Origin of the sequence: Salinibacterium sp. UTAS2018, assembly GCF_004118935.1 — a bacterium.
GTDB lineage: Bacteria > Actinomycetota > Actinomycetes > Actinomycetales > Microbacteriaceae > Rhodoglobus.
Genome location: NZ_CP035375.1, coordinates 964,241 through 978,977 on the forward strand (window position 1 = coordinate 964,241; position 14,737 = coordinate 978,977).

Here is a 14,737-nt window from a genome sequence, read left to right on the forward strand (position 1 = left end):
GCGGAGCTGCACGATTCGAGCGTCAGAGTTCAGGCGTCGGGGCCTTCGATAGCCACTATGCGCGCCGACCACGGACAAAAGCGTTCAGTGGTGATCCGCCCGTCTTCAACATCCTGCGGCGTACCGTCACACTCCGCAGTGGAGACGTTGGAGAATTCGAGCGTGGACGGGTCGATATGCCACGACCACGGAGCGTTCACGCGTGCGTCGCCCGGAACGATGTCGCCGCTCGGCACGGCTTCGAGGTTGTCGCCGGCCAGTAACCCTTGCGCGTGAGCCACGAGCTCTGGAGTTGCTAGTTCCACGGTGAATCGTTGGACCCCGCCGACCTCGAAAATGGCGACCGTCGGTTTCGGCCAGAACATACAGCCTGTGAGACTCAGCGTCAGCGCCACGACTGCACCGCCCACGGCCAGCCGCGTTCCTCGCCGAGCAGGCGCTTGTGCAGACGTCTCTGCCGCGCGAAAAACCACGGCTCAGCTGCTCTCGGCTTGAGCGTCGTAATCGATGCGGGCTACCTCATAGCTGCGCGTCAGCAACTCTTCGAGGACCGCCAGATCGACATCCGCCAGTTTCTTGATATAGAGACAGCCCACGGCGAGTTCATGTGCACCCAGGTCTTCTAAGAGCTTGGGAAACTCCCGAAAATTGCCAGCCGTGTAGAACGAAATCTTCGCTTTGCGGGGAGAGAACCCGATCGTCGCGGTGTCGCCCTCGCGTCCGCTTGCGTAGCGATAGTGGCTGGAGCCGAACCCGATGATCGACGGCCCCCACATGACAGCGGACTGGCCCGATGCCCGGGAAAATACTTCTACCAGGGTCTGGGCCTCGGTGCGGCGACGTTCAGTCGGCACATCAGCGATGAACTGCTCGACGCTCACTGATGAATCAGCAGTCGTCTTCGGCGTGGGTGTCACGTGACCGACCTCTTCGTTGCGGGTGCCCTCGGCAGGATTCGAACCTGCGGCCAAGAGATTAGAAGGCTCCTGCTCTATCCCCTGAGCTACGAGGGCGGGGTATACACGTTAAACGATAGCGTGTCAGCAGCTAAACGGCTTTCGCAAGTGCCACGAGCATCTGATTGAGCGTCGGGGCGCCTTGCGCACGAAAAACTTCTTCTCCCGCCGGCGACACGATCACGATCGTGGGCGTGGATGTTATTCCGGCCTGCTCGGCGCGATCAGCCTCGCGGGCGACATCCAGTTCGGCATAGGTAACCGCGGGCACGAGGCGCGCCACCTCATCGAGAGTGCGGCGCGCCGCGGCACACGGGTCACAAAAAGCAGACGAAAAGAACAGCACTGTCGGCTGTTCAGAAGGTGTGCTGTTAGAGGTCGTTTCGTTCGTCAAGGTCTTCCAGAGGGTCGCTATCGGCCTGATCCCACGTGTAGGTCACATGAACTTTGTCGCCGACCTGCTTCGCTACTGGGGATTCGTAACGCAATTGCGTCTCCGAACCGACAGCGTCTGCAGCGATCAGGGTCACATAATCATCCCATCCTGCTTCGGTGGCAATGCGCGTGTCGTTCTGGCCGTTGTACGGGCCGCCGACAAAAAACACGATGTACTCGTCGCCGTGCGCGAGTGTGGGGGTTGTTTCGCTCATACCTCAGGTTTAGCAGATCAGAGTGGGCGAACGCTGGTGACTTTTCAGCGGCGGTAGAATCAATTCATGGCATCACACGCTGATTATCTGGTTTGGATCGACTGCGAGATGACGGGGTTGGATGTCGATATCGACGAACTCGTCGAAGTTGCGGTGGTGATCACCGACTACGACCTCGTTCCCGTTGACGACGGCATGACCATTGTCATCAAGCCCAGCGAGGCTGCACTCGCCAATATGGGTGAGTTTGTGACCGCCATGCACACGTCAAGCGGCCTCATCGACGAAATGCCGCTCGGCGTTTCTCTTGCCGAAGCCGAGGCCGCGGTACGCGACTACATTCAGCAGTACGTGCCGAACCCGCGCACCGCTCCGATGGCTGGCAACACTATCGGCACCGACCGCACGTTCCTGGCTAAATACATGCCGAGCGTTGATACTCACCTGCATTACCGCAGCGTCGATGTGTCGTCGATCAAAGAACTGTCGAAGCGCTGGTTTCCTCGCGTGTACTTCAACGCCCCCGACAAGAACGGTGGGCACCGCGCGTTGGCCGACATTCTGGAATCGATCCGCGAGCTCGATTACTACCGAAAAGCCGTGTTCGTAGGCGAGCCAGGACCCACGACAGAGCAGGTTCAGGCAATTTCTGCTGACGTAGTGAACGGATTCGCCTCGCGGCTGTAATACACTTATAGAGTTGCTTGTCGCCGCAGGGCGAAAAACAACCTTGGTGGGCGTAGCTCAGTTGGTAGAGCGCTGGCTTGTGGAGCCGGATGTCGCGGGTTCGAGCCCCGTCGTTCACCCCAAGATAATGAGGCCCAAACCCTCGAAACGAGCATTACGTCTCGCGAGGGTTTGGGCCTCATTCTTGTTTCCCGCTAATCCCTTGCTGAAAACAGAGGCGTCGTCTGCCGGGACCTGATCAGCGCCCGCCCGGCCGTGTGCCGCCTTGAGCGCCGCGCCCGTCTGTTGTGCTCGCTTTCACTTCTCCGGAGGCGTACTCGAGAAGGGCCGCACTCTCAGACTCAATGACCGCGCTATCGACAAGATCTGCCGCGTCATCCGCGAGGGTGTCGGAAAGCGATTCGACAATGCTCTCGAACTGCCCGCTCCCGAAGAGTTCCTCTTGCAGCTCACTTAGGGCGTTCTCGTACAGTGCGGCAAACTCTGAGGACTCTAAGAAGCGCGTGGTGAGGATGTTATTGCCCTGCTGAGCGTTTCCACCCGCTTGCGCGCCATCATTGCCGTCAGCAGGAAGGCCACCAGCCGGAGGACCGCCGGGCAGCTCACCCTCGGGTAGCTCTCCTTCCGGAAGCGCGCCCTCGGGTAGCGCACCTTCACCAGCGTCGCCGCCCGGTGCTGCACCACCCGGTGCTTGGCCGCGAGCGGCCTCGCCACCGGGGGCCCCTCCGCCGGCTTCGTTCACCACACCGAACGCGAGATTGTGGTCCCACGCGACGACAGTCATCAGCCCGGAATTGGGGTCGTAGTACAGGTAGGAGTTGTTGCCTGGCCCATCGATGTCGTCAAAGTTGTTGATGAGATCTTCGATCGCGAGATACCGCGCGAAGGCTTCCACGTCGAGCACAGCGGGAAGCTGGCTAACGAATTCTTCGTCAGTGGTGTTGTTCACGACATCAAGAAAGTCGACCAGCGGCTCGTAGTTGTCTTCGCCGACTTCGCGATCAAACACCTCGGTGTAGAGGTCAGGGTCGTCGCCCAGCCAGGAATAGTCACCCTCGCTCTCGGCCTTCCAGAGGATGCCGTCATCCGAGGGCAGCAAACCGGCGTCGTAGTTTCGCTCGAGCCACGATTCGTTGGGAACCGCGACGATCAGACGCAGAGCGTCTTCACTGCCGTTCACCGAGAACGCGGATTCAACTGACTCTTCGGTCGCTATCCCTGCCGCGCTCAGCAACTCGAGCGCCACAGCCTCATTGAGCGAAGTTTCGGTGTTGTTAGTCCGCACCACAAGATCAGTAACCCCGTCGATGCTTTGCGTCTCGACGTACTTATCGAGACGGATTCTCCAGGGCAGTTCTTCAATGGGAGTGTCCGCCGTGACACCACTCAGGCTCGAGTTTCCCTTGAGCTTGATGCCGACCTGCTCGTATGTCGTGCCGTCGATGACCACCGTGGCTTCCACCCACTCTTTGTCGCCAGAATCAAGGTAGGTCTGCAGCATTGCGTCGACCGCGGCGCTATCCACATCAATTTCGATGGAGTGCACAACCGCGGCGTCGAAGAATGAGCCCGAATCGCTCGTGAGACTCACGTTCACAAAATCGGTGGTGCCAGTGCCGCCGCTGACGGCCTCGCTGGCGCCCACGGAGCAGCTCGCGAGTGTCAGGGTGAGGACGACGGTAGCGCTGACTGCGCCCCAGAACTTTTTTCTTTGCATGACGGCGACGCTAAAGGCACTTTCTATTGGTTTGCTAAGACGCAAGCGGGAGTTTGATCGGAGAAGTGTGGGAGCACGAGGATGCGTGCCGCCTGACAGGATGGACTCATGGAGAATCTCGACGAGCAACAGTTCGAAGCGCTCGTGGTTGAGGGGCTCGACGCGCTGTCCGACGACATCGTCGATGGCCTCGACAATGTTGTCTTCGTGACTGAAGATCGGCCTGAAGACGGCTCGCTCTCAGTGCTTGGCCTCTACGACGGCGTCGCTCTGACCGAACGGGGACAGTACGGCTTTGGTGAGCTGCCCGATCGCATCATTCTCTTTCGTGAACCGCTTCTGGCTGTCAGCGAGTCCCTCGACGAGCTGAAAGAACAGATTCACATCACTCTCGTTCATGAAATCGCGCACTATTACGGCATCGACGATGAGCAATTGCATGAACTCGGGTGGGCGTAGCTGTCGTTGGGCGGTCTAACGGTCACAACCGCGTAGGATTTCGTGAGTGTCACGAACCTCAGGAGGATTGATGATGTCGAGCAAGCGCGCGAGTGCGCTAGTGATAGCCCCTGCGATCATGCTGGTGCTATCCGGCTGCGCCCTGATCGAGCCTGCGGATACCAGCGAGCCGCCGACGGCGATGGAGGTGTGCGCGATGGGTCATACGTGGACTCTCGACACGGCCGACGCGTCAGAAAAGCTCCTCGCTGAACTCGACTCCGAAGATGTGCCGGCTAGCGCTGTCGAGCCGACTGGCGGTCAAACGCTGACCTGGACGAGCAACGGCGGAATCACGATCGACTCTGATCTCGTGTTCACGATCACCGCTGAGCCTAAAAAAGACCAAGTCATGACCATTACGCAGTCGTATACCGGCACGGTAACGGGCCAAGCCCTCATCAATGTTGATGTCGCCATCCCCCACAACTGGGATGTCTCCGAGTACACCGTAGAAACTGCCGCGACGCTCGACGACGAACCGGTAGAGGAACTGGAGTACACCATTCCTCGTAGCGATTTTGACGACGTCGTCGGGCTCATCCTCACGTGCGAGGCCGACGCGATGACGATCAACCCCCGCGGAACCGATCTCACGCAGTTGTGGACGAAGGCGAGCTAGCCACGCTCAAACCAGCGTGAGATATCGACGCCGTCGACAATCTCAGCCGCAAGTTCTCGCGGTTGCTCGCGCGCCATAAAGCTCTGCTCGTGCCGAGCCCAGCGCTCCCAGTGCGGGGCGTAGGTGTCGCCATCGCGATCGAGGGCGCGCTTCTTTCGCGCTACATCATCGAGATCGACCCAGATGCTGTGATCGACGAGTGGCTTCGAGGCCCGGCTCAGCGAGCCGATGCCTTCAATAACGATGGGGCGATCACCGTCGAGTTCGTGCCACGCGCCCGCCGAATCGGTGGCCCAGTTCCATTCTTGCCACCGCAATTGCGTGAGAATGCACGGAATAATGCTGCTCGTGGCATCCAGCCCATCCCAGCCCGGGTACAAGTCATCGAGCTTGACGAGTTGAACCTCGGGCCACGCGGCCGCCATCGCTCGGCCCAGCTCGGTTTTACCCGAACCAGACCGACCATCGATGAGACAGCGCCAGCGTGGCGATGGCAGCGGTCGCGTGACGTCAGCCGACAATGAGGTTCCAACTTCCCGTAAGCACGGCCACCACGGTAGCGGTAACGCCCACGAGAAGCCCGACGAGCAGAGTGAGCCACTCTGCTGCGCCCCAGCGTGATTCTCGCGCCCAGGTGCGCTGCTGAGAGCCGCCAAAGCCTCGCGCTTCCATCGCGATGGATAACTTGCTTCCGCGCCGAATCGACAGCACCAGCAGCGCGAAGGCCTGACCCGCGAGTCGACGGAGCCTTCCGCGATCAGCGACGCCGCGAGCGCGTCGAGCCAGCTCTAGCGAGCGCCAGTCCTCGAGAAAGAGGCCGACCATCCGCACCGCAGCAAGCGCGCCGAGTACGAAACGATCGGGAAAATGTAGCCGCTGGGCAAGCCCGTCGGCGAAGTCCGTGGGATCAATCGAGATGAAGAGCACCACCGCGGGCAAACCGATCGCGAGCACCCGCAGAAACGTGGCGAGAGCCAGCTCGATCGAGCCGTCGCTGATGCTGATCAGCAAGAATTCGAAGTACACCTCGCCGTCGTAGCGCCCATAGAGCAAGATCGTGAGCGCGGTAAGCGGCGCCGCGATCCAGACCGGCAGGGTGCGCAGCCAGAAACGCTTCGGCTCGATGCCCAAGAACGCGATAATCGCAAGCTCGAGCACGAGAGCCGTCGCCGCGGAAACCCAGTCGATCGTGAGGATGAGGAAGAGGCTCACAATGATCCCCGCTCCAAGCTTGGCCACGGGGTTCACGGGCGCGATGGGGATCATTCGAGCACCACCGTAGAGTCTGCGAGCGCGGCGACAAACTCGAGATCGTGACTGACCGCGATCACGCTGCTGCCGTCATCCACGAGCCGAGCCAGCAGTGCGAGCAGTTCGCTCCATGTACGCGAATCTTGGCCAAACGTGGGTTCGTCGAGTACCAGAACATGCGGGCGCGTAGCCAGGGCGGTAGCGACACTGAGGCGACGTTTCTCGCCCCCCGAGAGCGTGAACGGGTTGGCTTCGGCAAGCTGCTCGAGACGGAGCCGCGTGAGTAGCTCATCGACCCGAGCATTCATTTCAGCCGCCGAAAGCTTCAGCGCCCGCGGTCCCACTTCGAGCTCTGCGCGCACCGTGCTCGTCAAAAACTGGTGCTCCGGGTCTTGAAACACGGTACCGATTCGAGTGAGCAGTTGACGCGACTTCCATCTGATCGGATGCGGGCCCGCCCCGTTTGCGAGTGCGAGGCTCGCGACCACGGCACCGTCTACCGGTGCGAGTAGTCCGCCAAGGGTCAACGCGAGCGTGGACTTACCGGCGCCGTTGGCACCGGTAATGGCGAGCGCGTGGCTGCTCAGGATCTCGCGGTCGAAGGGTATTCCGAGTGCTTTCTTCGCGCGCCCAAATGCGAGGCTTTCCGCGGTAAGGACGGTGTGCTGCTCACCGCGGGCTGCGCGCTGGGGGCGCGGCGGTGGGAACTCCGGGATCCAGACCCCGCGAGCAGCAAGCTCCTGTCCTTGGCGCGAGAGAACCTCCGAAGGTAGCCCGTCGGCGATGACTCCCCCGCCGGCTGCGAGCACAACGACACGATCGACAACTTCGCTCCACACCGACACGCGATGCTCGACCACGACGATCGTGGCGCCGGTCGCTTCGGCGACCCGGATGACGGCATCCCGAACCTCGGTAACCCCAACGGGATCGAGATTGGCGGTTGGCTCGTCGAGAACGATGAGCCCCGGCTGCATCGCGAGTACTCCGGCGAGCGCTAGACGCTGCTTTTGCCCGCCCGAGAGCGCGCTCGTCGAGCGATCGAGAGCGACGTCGAGGCCGACCTGAGCGAGACTATGGCGCACCCGCTGCCAAATCTCGTCGCGCGGCACACCAAGGTTTTCGCAACCGAAAGCAACGTCGTCACCGACGCGTTCCAGAATCACTTGACTATCAGGGTCTTGAATCACGAGCCCCGTGCGGCCACGAATGGATGCCGGATGCTCGCCATCGACAAGAAGTGAGCCTTCTGACTCACCTTCGTCGTCACCGACTACCCCGGCAAGGGCATGGAGAAAGGTCGATTTTCCTGCCCCGGATTCGCCGAGGAGAAGTACACGTTCGCCCGGTTCAATGCGCAGGTCGAGCCCGCGCACCGCCCACGCGAGCCTGCTGGAGTGGCGCCACCCCCATCCTTCGACGGTGACGCCAGCAGGCACTGTGGGGGTCAGACCCGCTTCGCAATCTCGCGACCGGCACCGAAACGGTTGAGCGCGCCGGTGGCAGCAAGACCACGCGTGGCAAGCCACGAGAGTAATCCGGCGATGAGCATTCCGCCGACGACGCCAGCGATCGCGTAAATGACAATGAAGGGCAGTGCTGAGCCCGGGTACCAGAGCAGCAAGTCGGTGATGACCATGGCGAGTCCTGCTCCGGCGCCGGCCAGAATGGCGCCGCTGACCCGCCAGTTTGCGTAGAGGAACGCAGCGAACACGATCTCGGCGCCCACTCCTTGGGTAATACCGCTGACGAGGGTGAGGATGCCCCACTGATTGCCGATGAGGGCCGAGACCGAGGCTGCGACGACTTCACCATAGATTGCGGCGCCCGGCTTACGAATAACGAGCGCGGTGAGAACACCGGCGAACAGCCAGAAGCCTCCGCCGATCGCTTGGAGTCCCGGGAGCAGCGCCGAAAACGGTGCCAGTGCCGGCGTTGACGCCACGTTCCAGACGACGAAAATCAAGCCGCTCGCGACGCCGATGACGCTGGCCACGACGATGTCGATGACGCGCCACTGAAAGCGCGATCCCAGGGTCGAGGTGGTGGACGAGGGTGAAGATGGTGCTGTTGTGGTCACTTTCGTGCCTTTCACTAGTGAATGGCACGGGTTTCAAGAGTGTCTGCTCCCTGCGCTGGCATGATCCAGATCAGGTTCGACGGTCGAAGCTTGGAGAAGCTCCCTCTCAGCCCGGCTCACCGGACTCCCGTGTTCGCCACCCAGTCTAATCATCAATAGGCTCGGGGTATGGACTTCCGCATCTTCACAGAGCCTCAGAACGGCGCCAGCTACACCGACCAGCTTCTGCTCGCGCAAGCGGCAGAGCAGCTCGGCTTCACGGGCTACTTTCGCTCTGACCACTATCTGACGATGGATGACCGCAACGGTGGCATGCCTGGTCCGACAGATTCCTGGACCACGCTCGCCGGTCTCGCGCGGGAGACCTCAACTATTCGCCTCGGCACGCTCGTCTCGTCGGCGACCTTCCGGCATCCGGGAATTCTGGCGATTCAGGTCGCTCAGGTCGACGACATGTCGGGCGGGCGCATCGAACTCGGTTTGGGCACGGGGTGGTTCGAGCGCGAACACGCCGCCTACGGTATCCCCTTCCCGGCAAAGCGGTTCGGGATGCTCGAAGAACAGCTCGACGTGATCACGGGCATCTGGGGCACCGACCCCGGAAAGACTTTCTCGTATGAGGGCAAGCACTACCAGTTGAGCAACTCCCCCGCGCTGCCGAAGCCCACGCAAGACCCGCTACCGATCATTATCGGCGGCAGCGGCCCGAGCCGTACGCCAGCGCTCACGGCTAAGTTCGCCGCCGAATACAACGCTGGCTTCGCCACTATCGCACCGCTCAAGGAACGCATCGACCGCGTGCATGCCGCGTGCGAGCACTGCGACCGCGACCCATCGACCCTCGTGCTCTCGATAGCCGGAACGACCGCAGTCGGGGCCACTGACGCTCAAATCGACGCTCGCGCAACCGCAGCCAACAGCACCCCCGACGCGTTGCGCCTCGGGGGCTTCGCGGGGACCGCAAGCGAAGTGGTCGACAAGATCTCCGAGCTAAAAGCCCTCGGTTTTACCCGGGTCTACTTTCAGATCATGGACTTTCACGACCTCGACCAGCTCGACTTTCTCGCGCGCGAAGTACTCCCCCAGCTCGACTGAGCGACGGCACATCTGCGAAGCGTTGCGCTCGCTAGCTAGCTAGCTAGCTACGATTCTTGGTCGACCGTAACGAAGTCGATCAAGTGCTCGACGCGGCCCAACAGTTCAGGTTCGAGATCGCCAAAGTTCTTCACTTTCGACAGGATGAACTGCCAGGCGCGCGCGATATCCGCTTGATCGTCATGAGGCCAGCCGAACGCCTCGCAGATGCCGTGCTTCCACTCAATCGTGCGGGGAACGGTGGGCCACGCGGCGATTCCGAGACTCTGAGGTTTGACCGCCTGCCAGACATCCACGAACGGGTGCCCGACTATCAGCGCATACTTGCCGTACTTGCCGCGGCCCACAGCCTCGGCAATTCGACTCTCTTTTGAGCCCGGCACAAGGTGATCAACCAAGATGCCCAGCTTGCGTTCGGAGTTGGGCGCAAAGTCCGCGACAATCTTCTCGAGATCGTCGATACCCCCCAGGAACTCAACGACGACTCCCTCGGCTCGCAGGTCATCGCCCCACACCTTTTCGACGAGTTCGGCATCGTGGCGACCCTCCACATAAATGCGGCTCGCAAGCGCGGTGCGGGCGCGCTGCTCTGGCGCGGCGAAAGAGCCCGACGCGGTCTTGCGAGTAGCCGTCTCACCGGCTTTGGGCACGGGCTTTATTAGCTCGACCGGCACGCCATCGATCAGATAGCCACTTCCCAGCGGGAAGGCACGGGAGCGCCCGCTGCGGTCTTCCAATTCCATGAGGCCGTCGGTGAAGCGCACGAGTGCACCGACGTAGCCGTCGGCAATGACTTCGACGACCATGTCTCGCTCGATCGCAACCTTCGGAAGAACCTTCGGGCCGCGCTGAATACTGAAGTCGGCAAGAACATCGTGGGAATAGCGGTCGTCGGTCACCGCTCGAGGTTAAGCGGTGCCGCCGAGTTGCTGGCGGAGGCGCGACGAGAGGTCGCGAGGTTGGTGGTGGCTTGCGTAGTGCGCGTCGCTGGCCGTTCCGAGTGTTCGCGCCAGAGGGCTACACCCACGGCAGCTGACACTCCGATGCCGGCACCGATACTGGCCAGCAGAATGTCTACGACAGCGGCATAGCCCGCGGGCATCCACACTGTCTGCGCAGCTTCGAGCCACGACGCCGCGACGATGCTAAAGGCGAGTGCTGCCCACCACCGTCGGCGACCGAACATGCCGACGAGAAAGACACCGACCGGAATGAACGCTACGGTCGTCCACAGCCAAAAGCGGCCATCGCTGCCCGGGGCAATCACGAAAGCGAGACTCGCCAGAGCGGCGAAGTACAGCGCTGCTGCGGCAGCCACTGCAAATCTCGATCGGAACATAGAAACATTGTCACAAGCGCATCTCCGCGCAAGTTGTGAGAATGGTGCGTGGAGGGTGTGAACGACGCCGTTTCTTGCAACGATTAGATAACTGGAGCTGACTAACGTGCAGCGAGACGCTCAATCTCCCGAGCGATCGGAGGCAAGACTCGGCGCATGTACCGCCCCCACCACAGTCGTACGATGAGCCACACCGCCCACCGTCGGCCACGCTTGGCGACGAAGGTGTAGCTCCATGAGATGCGCGCACCGTTGATCGTGCTGTCGAAATGCCATTCGGCGCGGGCGCCCGAGACGAGCATCCCGAACAGTCGCTGAAAATCGCTGAGCTCGTAGGCAAACAGCCCGGGAACTTCGGTGTCAGTGATCGTCTCAATGACATAACCACTATCGGAGAGAATCAAGCGGCGAGTGCGGCCGATGGTGTCCCAGTCGCCCGACTGATCCAATACCGCGACAACGGCGGGCAACGGCCCAAACCGCGGATAAAAATCGGTGGGGTCGAGAGGTCCCGAGAGCACGTACGCCTGCTCTGCACTCGCGCGGGTGCGTGCGGTTGCGCGCGCCGTCACACCTCGACCGCCCGTCACACCTCGACCGCCCGTCACGCCCCGACCGCCCGTCACGCCCCGAGCGCCGGTGCCTGTCACGGCCGGCTCCACGATTCGGGGCCGTGCGACCCTGCTGGATACTCCTCGAGGGGAACCCGGTCGTTGCGAAAAGCGTCAAGCACCGGAGCCACAATTCGCCAACACTGTTCGGCAACATCGCCCCGCACCGAGAGCACCGGATCGCCGTCGATGAGTGACGCAATGACCTCGCCATACGCGCTCATCGCCGCATCGCCCAGCGTGGTTGTCAGTTGAGTGCGATCAAGAGTGAACGGGTCGCCCTCGCCGTTCACGATGAGATCGAGCGAGAGCGTTGCAGGCTTGATCGAGATGGTGAGTTTCGCCGGCTCGGCGCTACCCGTGAGGCCGTTCGGCAAATGCGGAACTGGCGCAAAGGTAATCACGATGTCTTGGCGGGAATCGCCCAGAGCTTTGCCCGAGCGCAGCACGAACGGAACTCCCGCCCATCGCCAGTTGTCGATCTCGAAGGTGACTTCAGCGAGAGTTTCAGTGCCAAGCTCCGGGTCGACGCCATTCTCATCGACGTACGCCGGAAGGCGGCGATCGCCAATCGTTCCCGCGGTGTAGCGGGCACGCCGCGCACACGTGCCATCGACCGTTTGCACGCGAGTCGCACGGAGTACCTGCGCCATAGAACCGCGAAGGTCTTCGGAACTCACGCTCGCGGGCGGCTCCATCGCGGTGAGCGCCAGAACCAGCAACAGATGGCTTTGGATCATGTCGACGACGGCTCCAGCACGGTCGTAGTATCCAGCGCGACCTTCCAGAGCGAGAGCCTCATCGAAAATCAGCTCGACCTTCGCCACGTTGGGCGCAGCCAGCAGCGGTTCGAAAACGCGGTTAGCGAAGCGCAACCCCAACAGGTTCAGCACCGTCGATTTACCGAGAAAATGGTCCACTCGAAACACTTGCTCTTCAGGCACGATCGTCTGCAGGATGCGATTGAGAGCGCGAGCGCTCGCTTCGTCACTGCCGAAAGGCTTTTCTAGCGCGAGCACAATGCCTTCGGGCAGTTCGAGCGTCGCGAGCACGGCCACTGCCTTCTGGGCAATAGCAGGAGGCAAGGCGAAATACAGCGCCACGCGGCCGGAACCCGCGGCAATCAAGTCACGCAGTTGATCAGCATCAGTGACGTCGGTTTGCACGTAATGCGCTGCGTTCGCCACAGCGGTGGCCGCGGGCGAAACTGAGGCGTCGAAGGACTGTGTCACTCGGGAGCGCCAGGCTGCGTCATCCATTTCTTGGCGATCAGCGCCGATCAGCGTTAGCGACTGTGCCTGGTCGCTCGCCAGAAACGACGCCAGCCCGGGCAAAAGGAGTCGGGAAGTCAGGTCGCCGCCCGCTCCCAAGATGATCAGTGTGTCAATGCGTGCCATCATCATGCACTCTCTGCTCGGTGCCGCTGCACGGCGTATTACTTCGAAGGGGTGGTGCCAGTATCTCCAGCGGCGCTCGACTTTTGCTGGGGAGCAACGGCGGTTGCAGATGCTGTGGCGGTAACCCCGGCAAATCGTGAGGCGGACCCGCGGCGTGACCACGCCATCCACCACCACACAAGAGCACCGACGACAGCGGAGCCGACAACGCCTACGACGGGACCAAGGAACACAGCACCGCCCACCGCAGAGTCAGTCGCTTGCGCGGCAATCGTCAAGTACGCCACAAAGAGCGGAACATCGAGCAGAGCAACGATCCCGAGCGATTGAAAGGTGATCTGCCACGGTTTACGCACGGCACCGCGCGTGAGCAGAAAGATGCTTGCGAAGGCCGCGAGAGCGACCAAGAGCAACGCCACGATTGCGATCACGATGATCACCGTGCCGATCACGCTGCTGGTGTTGCGGATGAAGTCGGCCACGACAGGGACGTCACCGAAAAGCCCGCTCACACCGTTCGCTGTTCCACCGAGCAGCAACGTGAGGCCCCCGCCGAGCGCGACGAACCCGAGCATGAGCCAGCCCACGGAGAAGAGGGCGTGAGCCACCGCACCGGCGACAAGAGAATAGCTTCGCTGGGCACTGGTGAGCTGGGCCTTTTGCATGCTTCGACGTTAGCGCAGGGCGGTGTCAGACCGCGAGAAACCGAGCGATCCGACTCGACACGAAAAAAGAGTCGTGACACCAAAACGCGGGTGATTTGGGCGCTTCGTGGGACAAAGAGGCGTTCGACTCGCTACGGTTTGGATATGAAATCGTGGAGAGACGCGCTCAACGCCGAGCAGCAGGCTGACGTTGATCGAATTCTCGACTCGTCGCTCACTGTGGCGCGCAAGCATTTGAGCCATGCCAGCGAGTTCATGACGTTCGCTCTCGTAACCGACGCCTCAGGCCGTGTACTGGAGATGTCTGCCGACGAAGCGCTCAAAAAGAAGCACTTGGATGCCCACGCTATGATCGCGCAGACCGTGACGCAGTTGCGTCAAATGGCTGCTATCGCACGCTGCAGCGCGATCATTTCGAACACGCGAATTGCCTCTCTCAAGTCGGACGCCATCGAAGTGCGCATCGAGCACAAAGCGGGCGCCGCGCTGATGGTTTTGCTCCCGTATACGCGAGCCAGATTCACAGGTGCGCTAACTTTCGGCGATCTCAAGCTGTATTCGCACACTCCTGAAATCTGGGGATAGTCCCAGAAATTTCTCGGGAGGCGGAACATTATCCGTTCCGCGTGCGTTACTGGATGGCATGAACAAGCGAATCCTCGCGGTCATCGTTGCTCTTGCCGTCATTGTCATTGCAGCCGTTTCGATCGTCGCAGTCCAAAACTCGAACGACTCCGCTGACAGCACGGCATCCGTTGGCGGTTCCGCAGCCTCCGAAAGCTCGAGCGAACCTGACGCTCCTGAAGGCTCGGAGACCGAGGCCAGCACTGACGACAGCGCTGCGATTGCTAACGATGGCGGTGGCGATTACGTCGACTACAGCCCGAGCGTCATTGCGGATGCCGATGGCCGCGTCATCCTGTTCTTCCACGCCACCTGGTGCCCGCAGTGCGTTTCTGCTGACGGCGACATCACGGCGTCGGGTGTTCCTTCAGGGATCACGATTGTGAAGGTCGACTACGACACCAATCAAGATCTGCGTGCCGAGTACGGCGTAACGCAACAGACGACCTTCGTCGAGGTCGATTCCAGCGGCACTAAGGTTCAGGACAACTTCGTTGCCTATGCCGACCCATCGTTGAACGCTGTTCTCACCGCGCTCAACTAGG

20 protein-coding genes, 2 tRNA genes and 1 riboswitch are annotated in these 14,737 nt (G+C 61.3%); of the genes, 7 read left to right on the forward strand and 15 right to left on the reverse strand.

Annotation, left to right across the window (positions count from 1 at the left end; genetic code table 11):
• Positions 1-29 precede the first annotated feature (29 nt).
• From ESZ53_RS04565 to ESZ53_RS04585, 5 genes are all read right to left on the reverse strand, one after another.
• Entirely contained in the window at positions 30-305 is a 276-nt protein-coding gene (locus ESZ53_RS04565; RefSeq protein ID WP_246837382.1) for a hypothetical protein, read from the reverse strand.
• Between the two features lie 171 nt (positions 306-476).
• Positions 477-971 carry a DUF1801 domain-containing protein gene (locus ESZ53_RS04570; protein ID WP_129071744.1) on the reverse strand — a complete coding sequence of 165 codons (495 nt, stop codon included), beginning with the start codon at positions 969-971 and terminating at the stop codon, positions 477-479.
• Positions 941-1,013: transfer RNA gene (locus ESZ53_RS04575), tRNA-Arg, on the reverse strand. The genes ESZ53_RS04570 and ESZ53_RS04575 overlap by 31 nt, the downstream gene beginning before the upstream one ends.
• Before the next feature lie 34 nt (positions 1,014-1,047).
• Positions 1,048-1,350 (reverse strand): co-chaperone YbbN, encoded by a 303-nt coding sequence (locus ESZ53_RS04580; RefSeq protein WP_210403836.1) that lies wholly within the window; start codon positions 1,348-1,350, stop codon positions 1,048-1,050.
• Entirely contained in the window at positions 1,328-1,606 is a 279-nt protein-coding gene (locus tag ESZ53_RS04585; RefSeq protein ID WP_129071746.1) for an oligoribonuclease, read from the reverse strand. Before ESZ53_RS04585 ends, ESZ53_RS04580 begins: the two co-directional genes overlap by 23 nt.
• A gap of 66 nt (positions 1,607-1,672) precedes the next feature.
• Here ESZ53_RS04585 and orn point away from each other — a divergent pair, with 66 nt between their 5' ends.
• Positions 1,673-2,293 (forward strand): oligoribonuclease, encoded by a 621-nt coding sequence (gene orn / locus ESZ53_RS04590; protein ID WP_129071747.1) that lies wholly within the window; start codon positions 1,673-1,675, stop codon positions 2,291-2,293.
• Positions 2,294-2,339: 46 nt separating this feature from the next.
• Positions 2,340-2,415: transfer RNA gene (locus ESZ53_RS04595), tRNA-His, on the forward strand.
• A 116-nt stretch (positions 2,416-2,531) separates the two neighbouring features.
• Here the strand turns inward: ESZ53_RS04595 and ESZ53_RS04600 are convergent.
• The gene (locus ESZ53_RS04600) at positions 2,532-4,010 is read right to left on the reverse strand and encodes a CotH kinase family protein (RefSeq protein WP_129071748.1); all 1,479 of its coding nucleotides are present in this window, start codon (positions 4,008-4,010) and stop codon (positions 2,532-2,534) included.
• 108 nt (positions 4,011-4,118) lie between these two features.
• Between ESZ53_RS04600 and ESZ53_RS04605 the strand changes: the two genes are divergently transcribed.
• Positions 4,119-4,469, forward strand: coding sequence for a metallopeptidase family protein (locus ESZ53_RS04605; RefSeq protein ID WP_129071749.1), 351 nt, complete (start codon positions 4,119-4,121; stop codon positions 4,467-4,469).
• 46 nt (positions 4,470-4,515) lie between these two features.
• On the forward strand, positions 4,516-5,130 hold the full coding sequence (locus tag ESZ53_RS04610) for a hypothetical protein (RefSeq protein WP_246837383.1): 615 nt from the start codon (positions 4,516-4,518) through the stop codon (positions 5,128-5,130).
• Here the strand turns inward: ESZ53_RS04610 and ESZ53_RS04615 are convergent.
• From ESZ53_RS04615 to ESZ53_RS04630, 4 genes are read right to left on the reverse strand one after another with little or no spacing between them, the layout of a single operon-like run.
• The gene (locus ESZ53_RS04615) at positions 5,127-5,651 is read right to left on the reverse strand and encodes an ATP-binding protein (protein ID WP_129071750.1); all 525 of its coding nucleotides are present in this window, start codon (positions 5,649-5,651) and stop codon (positions 5,127-5,129) included. The two genes, ESZ53_RS04610 and ESZ53_RS04615, sit on opposite strands and share 4 nt — an antisense overlap.
• Entirely contained in the window at positions 5,641-6,396 is a 756-nt protein-coding gene (locus tag ESZ53_RS04620) for an energy-coupling factor transporter transmembrane protein EcfT (protein WP_129071751.1), read from the reverse strand. Before ESZ53_RS04620 ends, ESZ53_RS04615 begins: the two co-directional genes overlap by 11 nt.
• Positions 6,393-7,820 (reverse strand): ABC transporter ATP-binding protein, encoded by a 1,428-nt coding sequence (locus ESZ53_RS04625; protein WP_371683548.1) that lies wholly within the window; start codon positions 7,818-7,820, stop codon positions 6,393-6,395. The genes ESZ53_RS04620 and ESZ53_RS04625 overlap by 4 nt, the downstream gene beginning before the upstream one ends.
• 8 nt (positions 7,821-7,828) lie before the next feature.
• The gene (locus ESZ53_RS04630) at positions 7,829-8,461 is read right to left on the reverse strand and encodes an ECF transporter S component (protein WP_129071752.1); all 633 of its coding nucleotides are present in this window, start codon (positions 8,459-8,461) and stop codon (positions 7,829-7,831) included.
• 33 nt (positions 8,462-8,494) lie between these two features.
• A riboswitch (TPP riboswitch) is annotated at positions 8,495-8,603 on the reverse strand.
• Positions 8,604-8,629: 26 nt separating this feature from the next.
• On the opposite strand from ESZ53_RS04630, the gene ESZ53_RS04635 reads away from it, so the two are divergent.
• On the forward strand, positions 8,630-9,556 hold the full coding sequence (locus ESZ53_RS04635) for an LLM class F420-dependent oxidoreductase (protein ID WP_129071753.1): 927 nt from the start codon (positions 8,630-8,632) through the stop codon (positions 9,554-9,556).
• Between the two features lie 47 nt (positions 9,557-9,603).
• Here ESZ53_RS04635 and ESZ53_RS04640 read toward each other — a convergent pair whose 3' ends face one another.
• The 5 genes from ESZ53_RS04640 to ESZ53_RS04660 all read right to left on the reverse strand — a co-directional run bounded on the left by ESZ53_RS04640 (position 9,604) and on the right by ESZ53_RS04660 (position 13,568).
• Entirely contained in the window at positions 9,604-10,455 is an 852-nt protein-coding gene (locus ESZ53_RS04640; RefSeq protein ID WP_129071754.1) for a DUF3097 domain-containing protein, read from the reverse strand.
• Positions 10,452-10,895: a VanZ family protein gene (locus ESZ53_RS04645; RefSeq protein WP_129071755.1), complete on the reverse strand. Its 444-nt coding sequence runs from the start codon at positions 10,893-10,895 to the stop codon at positions 10,452-10,454. The genes ESZ53_RS04640 and ESZ53_RS04645 overlap by 4 nt, the downstream gene beginning before the upstream one ends.
• Positions 10,896-10,996: 101 nt before the next feature.
• Complete coding sequence (locus ESZ53_RS04650) at positions 10,997-11,545, reverse strand: SRPBCC family protein (RefSeq protein ID WP_246837384.1); 549 nt, start codon at positions 11,543-11,545, stop codon at positions 10,997-10,999.
• A complete protein-coding gene (locus ESZ53_RS04655) occupies positions 11,542-12,906 on the reverse strand; it encodes a glucose-6-phosphate dehydrogenase (RefSeq protein ID WP_129073498.1) in 1,365 nt (454 codons plus the stop codon). Before ESZ53_RS04655 ends, ESZ53_RS04650 begins: the two co-directional genes overlap by 4 nt.
• 35 nt (positions 12,907-12,941) lie before the next feature.
• Positions 12,942-13,568 carry a hypothetical protein gene (locus ESZ53_RS04660; RefSeq protein ID WP_129071756.1) on the reverse strand — a complete coding sequence of 209 codons (627 nt, stop codon included), beginning with the start codon at positions 13,566-13,568 and terminating at the stop codon, positions 12,942-12,944.
• 144 nt (positions 13,569-13,712) lie between these two features.
• On the opposite strand from ESZ53_RS04660, the gene ESZ53_RS04665 reads away from it, so the two are divergent.
• On the forward strand, positions 13,713-14,153 hold the full coding sequence (locus ESZ53_RS04665) for a hypothetical protein (RefSeq protein WP_129071757.1): 441 nt from the start codon (positions 13,713-13,715) through the stop codon (positions 14,151-14,153).
• Between the two features lie 58 nt (positions 14,154-14,211).
• Positions 14,212-14,736 (forward strand): thioredoxin family protein, encoded by a 525-nt coding sequence (locus tag ESZ53_RS04670; protein WP_129071758.1) that lies wholly within the window; start codon positions 14,212-14,214, stop codon positions 14,734-14,736.
• Position 14,737 lies beyond the last annotated feature (1 nt).

Coding starts and splice junctions, on each gene's coding strand:
- ESZ53_RS04585 (WP_129071746.1), bottom strand. CDS start 1,606: ATGAGCGAAACAACCCCCACACTCGCGCACGGCGACGAGTACATCGTG.
- orn (WP_129071747.1), top strand. CDS start 1,673: ATGGCATCACACGCTGATTATCTGGTTTGGATCGACTGCGAGATGACG.
- ESZ53_RS04600 (WP_129071748.1), bottom strand. CDS start 4,010: ATGCAAAGAAAAAAGTTCTGGGGCGCAGTCAGCGCTACCGTCGTCCTC.
- ESZ53_RS04605 (WP_129071749.1), top strand. CDS start 4,119: ATGGAGAATCTCGACGAGCAACAGTTCGAAGCGCTCGTGGTTGAGGGG.
- ESZ53_RS04620 (WP_129071751.1), bottom strand. CDS start 6,396: ATGATCCCCATCGCGCCCGTGAACCCCGTGGCCAAGCTTGGAGCGGGG.
- ESZ53_RS04635 (WP_129071753.1), top strand. CDS start 8,630: ATGGACTTCCGCATCTTCACAGAGCCTCAGAACGGCGCCAGCTACACC.
- ESZ53_RS04645 (WP_129071755.1), bottom strand. CDS start 10,895: ATGTTCCGATCGAGATTTGCAGTGGCTGCCGCAGCAGCGCTGTACTTC.
- ESZ53_RS04655 (WP_129073498.1), bottom strand. CDS start 12,906: ATGATGGCACGCATTGACACACTGATCATCTTGGGAGCGGGCGGCGAC.
- ESZ53_RS04660 (WP_129071756.1), bottom strand. CDS start 13,568: ATGCAAAAGGCCCAGCTCACCAGTGCCCAGCGAAGCTATTCTCTTGTC.
- ESZ53_RS04665 (WP_129071757.1), top strand. CDS start 13,713: ATGAAATCGTGGAGAGACGCGCTCAACGCCGAGCAGCAGGCTGACGTT.
- ESZ53_RS04670 (WP_129071758.1), top strand. CDS start 14,212: ATGAACAAGCGAATCCTCGCGGTCATCGTTGCTCTTGCCGTCATTGTC.